We start from the raw sequence: 8791 nt of genomic DNA, 5'->3' as shown, positions 1-8791 counted from the left end.
ACTATCGCGTGCTGCGCGGCGGGTCGTGGGCGGTGGAACCGGGAATCCTGCGGCCCAGCTTCCGCAACTGGGACCACCCCTACCGTCGGCAGATCTTCGCCGGCGTCCGGCTGGCCTGGGACGCCGACGACTGATGTGCCGTCATCTGGGATGGCTGGGTCGCGAGGTGGCGATCTCCTCGCTGGTGCTCGATCCGCCACACAGCCTGCGGGTGCAGTCCTATGCGCCGCGCCGCCAGAAGCACGGCATGATGAACGCCGACGGCTGGGGTGTGGGCTTTTTCGACGGTGCCACCCCGCGACGCTGGCGTAGCACCACACCGCTGTGGGGCGACGTGTCGTTCGATTCGGTGGCGCCCGCCCTGCGCAGCCACTGCGTGGTGGCATCGGTGCGTTCGGCGACCATCGGCATGCCGATCGAACTCAGCGCGACCGCGCCGTTCACCGATGGCCGCTGGCTGCTGGCGCACAACGGTGTCGTCGACCGCGGTGTTCTGCCTGCGAGCTCCTCGGCCGAACCGGTTTGCGACAGCACGCTTTTGGCGGCGCTGATCTTCTCCCGAGGTCTCGACGCCCTGGGCGGCCTGATCCGGCAAGTGGGTGCCGACGACCTGAAAGCCCGCTTGAACATCTTGGCGGCCAACGGTTCTCGGCTGCTGGCCACCACGTGGGGAGACACCCTGTCAGTGCTGCGTCGCGACGACGGCGTGGTGCTGGCCAGCGAGCCGTATGACGACGACCCGAACTGGGAAGACGTACCCGACCACCACCTCGTTGATGTCACCCACGATGGGGTCACGTTCACCGCACTGGAAGGATCTCTATGACGCTGTCGCTGTCGAACCACCTGGCCGCAGATTCGGCGTATCACGCGCTGCGACAAGATGTGCTCGACGGTCTGCGTCGTTCGCCAAAGGAACTGCCGCCCAAGTGGTTCTACGATTCGGTGGGCAGCGACCTGTTCGACCAGATTACCCGGTTGCCCGAGTACTATCCGACCCGAGCGGAGGCCGAGATTCTCTCCGCCCGGTCGGCGGAGGTCGCATCGCTGACCGGCGCTGACACCCTGGTCGAGCTGGGCAGCGGGACATCGGAGAAGACGCGCATGCTGCTAGCCGCGCTGCGCGGAAATGGTTCGCTGCGCAGGTTTGTCCCGTTCGACGTCGACGCCACCATGCTTCAGGCAGCCGCCTCGGCCATCCAGCGCGACTATCCGGGCATCGAGATCGCTGCTGTCTGTGGTGATTTCGAGGAGCATTTGGCGGAAATCCCGAGCGGTGGGCGGCGGCTGTTCGTGTTCTTGGGGTCGACGATCGGCAACCTCACCCCGAGGCCGCGCGCGCAGTTCCTGGCGTCGCTGGCGGCTGTGCTGCGGCCCGGTGACAGCTTGCTGCTGGGCACTGACCTGGTCAAGGACATCGACCGGTTGGTCCGCGCCTACGACGACGCCGCGGGAGTGACAGCACGGTTCAACCGCAATGTGCTCGCCGTGATCAACCGTGAACTCGACGCCGATTTCGACATCGAGGCCTACGCTCACGTCGCCCGCTGGAACGCCGAAGCGGAGCGCATCGAGATGTGGTTGCGCGCTGACGGGCCACAGCGGGTGCGGATCGGAGCATTGGATTTGACAGTCGAATTCGCGGCCGGCGAGGAGATGCTCACCGAGGTGTCGTGCAAGTTCCGCCTCGAGGCGGTCGCCGCGGAGTTGGCCGCGGCCGGCCTGCGACGCACCCGGTGGTGGACCGACGACGCCGGTGACTTCGCGTTGTCGCTGGCGGTCAAGTGAGCGCTGCGCTGGCCGACCGGTGGCGAGCGGCGCGGCCGCCGTTGGCCGGCCTGCACCTCGACAGTGCGGCGTGTTCGCGGCAGAGCTTCGCCGCTTGATGCCGCGGCCCGGCACGCCCGCCACGAGGCTGAGGTCGGCGGATACGTCGCGGCAGAGGCAGCCACACCGGTGTTGGACGCTGGGCGCACCGTGCTGGCCTGCCTACCCGGCGAGTACGGCCCAAATCTGGCGCTGATGGCCGTGCATAGATTCGCCCGGCGCCCGCTGCCTGTCGACGGTGCCAGGCGGGCAGCCGTCGACGAAGCCGCTGCGGGCCTGGCGCCTACCCGCCCGACCTCGTGCACTTGACCGCGGTGGCCAGCCATCGCGGTGTCGTCCAGCCGGTGGCGGCGATGAAGCACCTGTGCGCTGAGCTGGGGCTGCCGCTGGTGGTCGACGCGGCCCAAGCGCTGCGGCACGTCGACTGCGCAGTCGGCGCCGACGCGATGTACGCCTCGTCACGCGCATGGATCGCCGGCCCGGGCGGGATCGGCGTGCTTGCTGTTCGTCCGGCGCTGATGCAGCGGCTGCAACCGTGGCCGCCGCCGCCGGACTGGGTGTCGTCGCTGTCGGTCGCCCAACGGCTCGAACTCGGCGAGGCGAAGATCGCTGCGCGAGTGGGATTTTCGGTGGCGTTGGGTGAGCATCTGGCGTCGGATCCGCCGCAGGTGCGGGACCGTCTGCCGAGATCGAGCGGGCGCGCAGCTGCCGTCCACCCGACCGCGAGCGCGGCTCCCCTGCCTTATGGGCCCGACACCTGTATGCAAGGGTTTGTGTGGCGTGAAGCGAGATCCGGGGACACTGTCTGTGTTACTCCGGACGTGCGAAGCAGCACCGCCCAGGAAAACGCACAATCCCGGCAGAACGTTGAGCCCAACGGCGGCGCCTACGGCCCGACCACCTGCAAGCAGGGGCTCGTCTGACGCGAGGCTTACAGCGGTGACATGGTCTGTGTGACACCGGCCAGCCGGACCCAGGCGGCCAACGACAACGCCGCCGCGGCCTCACGTAAAGCAGCCAACCTTCCGGCGCCGCCCGCCCAACAGGTACCTCCACGATGCCTGCCCCTGCCCGAGCCGTTCAATCAACACGTCCCGGGATGCTAAGCCGGCGCCGCTCGGCAGATCAGCGATATTGCGTAGTCCCATACGCTATCGCTGCAGCGCTCGGGGGCGCATGCTTTAACGAGAGGTGACTCGACCATGGGTGAGCAAATGGCGAAAATTTCTGATCGACCGGGCGCCCCCACGGGCGTGGTGACGTCGGCGGCGTCGGCGAACGATGTGCTTCCCCATTTGCAGCGGCTGATGGCGGCCCGAAGATTCGATGCCGATCTGGAGTTGTTGCGCGACGCCCACGGTGCGGTGTCGCGACGCGCTCTGGCACGCGGGTGGCTGAGGCCGGATCTGGTGGTCGTCTCCTCACCGCGCGGTGCCCGCGACATACTGGCTCGCGACGACGAGCACGTCGAACGCGGTATGACGCGCATGTCGTGGGAGCTGCGCCGGCTGATCGGCGACGGTCTGCTCGTCGTGCCGCACCACGAGTGGTTGCCGCGCCGCCGCGCGCTGCAGTCTGTCTTTGCCGGGCAAAGCATCCCTCGGTTCGCCGGCAACATGGCCGAGGCGGCAGACCAGCTGGCTCGCCGCTGGGACGACGGAGCCGAAGTCGACCTCGACGCCGAATGCCGCTCGCTGACCCTGCGGGCACTGTGCCGTTCGATGCTCGGTCTCGAGGATGACGGGCTAATGGCGGAGTTGGGATGCTCTCTGCGCACCGCGGTGAAATGGGCAGCCGACAGGGCGTTGCGTCCGGCCCATTCGCCGCATTGGCTCCCGACCCGCCGGCAGCGGCAAGCGCACGCCGCGAGCGCAGCGCTGCACGAGCTGGCCACTGAGATGCTGCGGGCATGTCGCTCCGACCCGGCACGGCCGGCACCGCTGGTGCGCGCATTGATGCAGACCGCCGACCCGCAGACCGGTCAGCCCTTAACCGATCGCGCGATCTGCGACGAGCTGCTGTCGTGCATGATCGCCGGCCACCAAACCACGTCCATCGCACTTACCTACGCACTATGGGCGTCGGGTCATAGCCGTGAATGTCAGGAACGTGTCGCCGCGGAGGTTGGCCGACTCGGCGACCGACAGCTCACCCATGCGGATATGCCGCGCCTGCGTTACACCATTGCGGTGCTGCACGAGGCGCTGCGCTTGTGCCCGCCGATACGCGCGGTGGAACGGTTTGTGATGAAAGACATCGCCGTCGACGGCCACCGGGTGGAAGCGGGCACGCACGTCGTCGTCGCCATTAAAGCAATTCATCGTGACCCTGCCCTGTGGGACGACCCGCTCACATTCGACCCCGACCGGTTCAGTCCGGAAAGATCACAGGGACGTAACCCATGGCAGTACTTGCCTTTTGGGGCCGGGCCGCGAGCATGCATCGGCGACCACGTCGCGATGGTCGAGGCCACCCTTGCCCTGGCAGCCATCGTCCGCCGAACCGAAATTCATTCTCTGGAAGGCTATTTCCCGGTCAACGTCGGTCTTACAGCGATGGTTACCGCACCGATTCCGGCACGACTTCGCCAGCGCAACCACGAAACCCCAGGCTGGCCGGCCAAATTGGCCTAGTCGAAGAAACAGGTATCGCATTACGCGTGCCATCTGCATCGCTCTGCCCGCCGCGGCAGTAACCAAGGAGGTCGCCATGTCTAAAGCGGATGTCGCGGTGTTGCTTGCCCTGTGCGCCGCGCTGGCGTCGGCAAGCGGCGACGTGATCCGGCAACGGTCAGCGCACGAGGTCACCGATAAACACGTCGGCCACTTGGAGTTGTTCCGAATGTCGTTGCGTGACGCCCGGTGGTGGGCGGGCGGAGCCGGAGCCGTGGTCAATTACGGCCTGCTGGCCGCGGCGCTGGCGCTCGGATCGGTGATGTTGGTAACGGCGCTGCAGGTGACGGCGCTGCTGTTCGCGCTGCCGATTTATGCGCGACTGACCCATGTCCGGGTGACTCGCTGGGAATGGCTGTGGGCGGGGGTGCTCGCGGTTGCCCTGGCAGTGGTCGTCGTAGTCGGCGACCCGGCGGCCGGGCACGCGCGGGGTTCGATGGAAGCGTGGACGGTGGTGGCGGTGCTGATGGGTCCGCTGCTGGTGTTGTGCCTGCTGGGCGCACGAATGTGGCGGGGTCGGCCGCTCGCGGCGGTGTTACTGGCGGCGGTGGCTGGTTCGTCGCTGGCGCTGTTCGCGGTACTCACCAAGGGTGTCGTCGTGCTACTCGGACACCAGGGCTTCGGAGCGGTACTACAGGCGCCGGAGTTCTATGCCTGGATACTGGCCTCGCTGGCCGGGATGGTCTTTCAACAGTCGGCGTTTCGCGCTGGTGCGCTGACTGCCTCGTTGCCAACGATGTATGTGGCCAAGCCGATGGTGGCGTCGCTGCTCGGAGTCGGGGTGCTCGGTGAGAGCCTGAACGCCGACGGCCCGGAATTGTTCGCGTTGGCAACGGCGGTGGTGGTGGTTGTCGTCGCGACGGTGGCCCTGGCGCGTGGCGAGGCCGGCACCGTGGCGGCCCATACCGGGTCCGATGTGCGCGACGCCGGCCAGCCCGCGGTGCATCCAAACGCTCATTCGATCGTGCCTCCGGTTCGTTTGCGCCGGCATCGATCCCCGGTACCCGCGGTTGTCGGTACTTCCGAGGCTGCCCCTTAGCGGCGCACTGATCGCGGTGGCGTGATCTAACTGGGCACCTCCCAGGTGTGCACCGGCTCGTTGCCGTGCATGTGTTGGCAGTACCGCCGCAACATCTCCGCCAGCGCGGCGGGCCGCGGCATACCGCGCTGTTGCAGTGCGTGCACGGTGGACACCTGCCAGCCGGCGCCGTTGCGGCCGGTCTTAGCGCGGCCCTCGATGACACCGAGAAAGCGGTCGCGGGCCTCGACGGAAACATTCCAGCGCCGCAGGCCCTCCTCGGCCAGGGGCAGCAAGTGGCGCAACACCAATTCGTCGGGTGCCACTTCACCCAAGCCCGGCCAGCGCAGCCTGGCGTGCATCCCGTGCCGGGCGGCTTCCAAGAAGTTCGCATGCGCCGTGGCAAAACTCAGCTTGGTCCACAGCGGGCGATCTTCTTCGGACAGGGTGCGCAGCATGCCGTAGTAGAACGCCGAATTCGCCAGCATGTCCACGACGGTCGGTCCGGCAGGCAGCACCCGGTTTTCCACCCGCAGATGTGGACGGCCGCCGACGACGTCGTACACCGGCCGATTCCACCGGTACACCGTGCCGTTGTGCAGCCGCAGCTCTGAGAGCTGTGGAGTCCGCCCGGCGGCCAGCTCGGCGACCGGGTCCTCGTCGGACACTTCAGGCAGCAACGACGGGAAGTAGCGGACGTTCTCCTCGAATAGGTCGAAGATCGACGTGATCCACCGTTCGCCGAACCACACCCGTGGCCGCACGCCTTGGGCTTTGAGCTCGTCCGGGCGGGTGTCGGTGGCCTGCGCGAACAGTTCGATGCGGGTTTCGGCCCACAGTTGATGGCCGAAGAAGTACGGCGAGTTGGCGCCGAGCGCCAGTTGCGGTCCCGCCAAGACCTGGGCGGCGTTCCAGTTGTCGGCAAAGTCCTCGGGAGAGACCTGAAGGTGCAATTGCGTGCTGGTGCAGGCGGATTCAGGGGCGATCGACGGGTAGTGCAGGCTGAGCGGTTCGGGCCCGCCGATATCGATCTGGATGTCCTCACCGCGAGCGTTGAAAATGGAGGCGTTGAGCGCCGCATACCGGGTCGATTCGCTCATCCAGTCGGTGGCCAGGTGTTCGGGCATCAGGGTGGGCAGGATGCCGATCATGACGATGTGAGCCCCGCCGCAGCTGGCTTTGGTTTCGGCGGCGTTCAAACTGGCCCGGACGTCGGTCTCCAGATCCAGGTGGGCGCGTCCGGTTAGCGGGCGAGGCGGCACGTTGAATTCGATGTTATAGGCGCCTAATTCGGTCTGATAGGCCGGGTCGGCGATAGCCGCGAGCACGTGCTGGTTCGACATCGCCGGCTGATAGTCACCGTCGACCAGGTTGCATTCGATCTCGATACCGGTAAGCGGCTGGTCGAATTCGAAGCTGGATTGGGAGAGCATGGTTTCGAAGACGTCCAGGCACAACTGCACCTTGCGGCGATACTGCTGCCGATGCGCGCTGCTGTAGGTGGTGCGCTTGACCTCTTCGCCCACACCGCTGATGCAACAGGTTTAATGATCGCTACGCAACCGGCGGGCCACCACGATTGGCCGGGATCTGAGGGCGGCCACGCTGGTGGGCTTCACACGGTCTAGCCCCTGCGGGACCGTTCCGCCGCGCGACGTGGCCAATGCCCGAGATCCGACTAGCCCGGTAGGCCATGATGGACGATTGCATGCAGTTGACGCGAGGAGAACAATTGGCCGACTTCGTTGCCTCGATCGACCAGGGCACCACCAGCACCCGCTGCATGATCTTCGACCACGACGGTACCGAGGTCGCCCGCCACCAGCTCGAACACGAGCAGATCCTGCCGCGCGCCGGTTGGGTGGAGCATAACCCGGTCGAGATCTGGGAGCGCACCGCATCGGTGCTCGTATCGGCGCTCAACGCCAGCAACCTCGCACCGAACGACCTTGCTGCGCTGGGAATTAGCAATCAGCGGGAGACAACGCTGGTGTGGAACCGGCGGACCGGTCGGCCGTACTACAACGCGGTCGTTTGGCAGGACACCCGCACCGACCGCATCGCATCGGCACTCGACCGCGATGGTCGCGGCGACGTGATCCGCCGTAAGGCGGGACTGCTGCCGGCGACCTATTTCTCGGGCGCCAAGTTGCAGTGGATCCTGGAAAACGTCGACGGTGTGCGGGAGGCGGCCGAAGCTGGCGACGCGATTTTCGGCACACCCGACACATGGGTGTTGTGGAATCTGACCGGGGGCCCGCGCGGGGGCGTGCACGTCACCGATGTCACCAACGCCAGCCGAACGATGCTGATGAATCTGGAGACGCTGGACTGGGACGACGAGCTGCTGTCTTTTTTCAGGGTGCCCCGCGCGATGTTGCCGGCGATCGCGCCGTCGTCGCCGCAGCAGCCGTACGGCGTCACCGCGGAGACCGGACCTGTCGGCGGCGAGGTGCCGATCACCGGAATCCTCGGCGACCAGCATGCGGCGATGGTGGGGCAGGTGTGTCTGGCCGAAGGAGAAGCCAAAAATACCTACGGCACCGGCAATTTCCTGCTTCTCAACACCGGCGAAAAGATCGTGCGTTCGGCCAACGGGCTATTGACCACGGTCTGCTATCAGTTCGGCGAAGCCAAACCTGTTTACGCCCTTGAAGGTTCGATTGCGGTCACCGGCTCGGCAGTGCAGTGGCTGCGTGACCAGCTGGGCATCATCAGCGGCGCCGCCCAAAGCGAGGCGTTGGCGCGTCAGGTGACCGACAACGGCGGGGTGTATTTCGTGCCGGCGTTTTCCGGGTTGTTCGCTCCGTACTGGCGATCCGATGCCCGCGGCGCGATCGTCGGCTTGTCACGGTACAACACCAATGCCCACCTGGCCCGCGCGACACTGGAGGCGATCTGCTACCAAAGCAGGGACGTCGTCGACGCGATGGCAGCCGATTCCGATGTGCACCTGGAAGTTCTGAAGGTCGACGGCGGTATCACCGCGAACGACTTGTGCATGCAGATTCAGGCCGACGTACTGGGGGTGGACGTGGTGCGGCCTGTGGTCGCCGAGACCACCGCGCTGGGCGCCGCCTACGCCGCAGGCCTTGCGGTCGGATTCTGGGCCGATCCCAACGACCTGCGGGCCAATTGGCAGGAGGACAAGCGGTGGAGCCCGACGTGGAGCGACCACGAGCGCGCCGCGGGGTATGCGGGCTGGCGGAAAGCGGTGCAGCGGACGCTGAATTGGGTCGACGTGTCATGAGCGGTTGCGTTGAGCCGCAGGTTG

The 8791-nt window shown here is 66.5% G+C and carries 7 protein-coding genes and 1 pseudogene; 7 read left to right on the top strand and 1 reads right to left on the bottom strand.

Annotation, left to right across the window (positions count from 1 at the left end):
* The 6 genes and pseudogenes from ACFE99_RS18880 to ACFE99_RS18855 all read left to right on the top strand — a co-directional run.
* On the top strand, positions 1–134 hold a 134-nt coding region (locus tag ACFE99_RS18880), incomplete at its 5' end, for an SUMF1/EgtB/PvdO family nonheme iron enzyme (protein ID WP_375487932.1).
* A complete protein-coding gene (gene egtC / locus ACFE99_RS18875) occupies positions 134–826 on the top strand; it encodes an ergothioneine biosynthesis protein EgtC (protein WP_375487930.1) in 693 nt (230 codons plus the stop codon). The genes ACFE99_RS18880 and egtC, both read left to right, overlap by 1 nt.
* The gene (gene egtD, locus ACFE99_RS18870; RefSeq protein WP_375487928.1) at positions 823–1788 is read left to right on the top strand and encodes an L-histidine N(alpha)-methyltransferase; all 966 of its coding nucleotides are present in this window, start codon (positions 823–825) and stop codon (positions 1786–1788) included. Before egtC ends, egtD begins: the two co-directional genes overlap by 4 nt.
* A pseudogene (locus ACFE99_RS18865) lies at positions 1785–2510 on the top strand (aminotransferase class V-fold PLP-dependent enzyme); the annotation flags it as partial. The gene egtD and the pseudogene ACFE99_RS18865, both read left to right, overlap by 4 nt.
* A 519-nt stretch (positions 2511–3029) precedes the next feature.
* Positions 3030–4460 carry a cytochrome P450 gene (locus ACFE99_RS18860; RefSeq protein WP_375487926.1) on the top strand — a complete coding sequence of 477 codons (1431 nt, stop codon included), beginning with the start codon at positions 3030–3032 and terminating at the stop codon, positions 4458–4460.
* Between the two features lie 76 nt (positions 4461–4536).
* Positions 4537–5538: a DMT family transporter gene (locus ACFE99_RS18855; RefSeq protein WP_375487924.1), complete on the top strand. Its 1002-nt coding sequence runs from the start codon at positions 4537–4539 to the stop codon at positions 5536–5538.
* A gap of 26 nt (positions 5539–5564) precedes the next feature.
* On the opposite strand, the gene ACFE99_RS18850 is transcribed toward ACFE99_RS18855, so the two are convergent.
* Positions 5565–7043: a glutamate--cysteine ligase gene (locus tag ACFE99_RS18850; protein ID WP_375487922.1), complete on the bottom strand. Its 1479-nt coding sequence runs from the start codon at positions 7041–7043 to the stop codon at positions 5565–5567.
* A gap of 182 nt (positions 7044–7225) precedes the next feature.
* Between ACFE99_RS18850 and glpK the strand changes: the two genes are divergently transcribed.
* Positions 7226–8767, top strand: coding sequence for a glycerol kinase GlpK (gene glpK / locus ACFE99_RS18845; protein WP_375487920.1), 1542 nt, complete (start codon positions 7226–7228; stop codon positions 8765–8767).
* The last annotated feature ends 24 nt before the right edge of the window (positions 8768–8791 follow it).

Source organism: uncultured Mycobacterium sp. (assembly GCF_964249325.1).
In the GTDB taxonomy this organism is placed as follows: Bacteria; Actinomycetota; Actinomycetes; order Mycobacteriales; family Mycobacteriaceae; genus Mycobacterium.
This window is presented reverse-complemented; position numbering and strand designations above follow the sequence as displayed.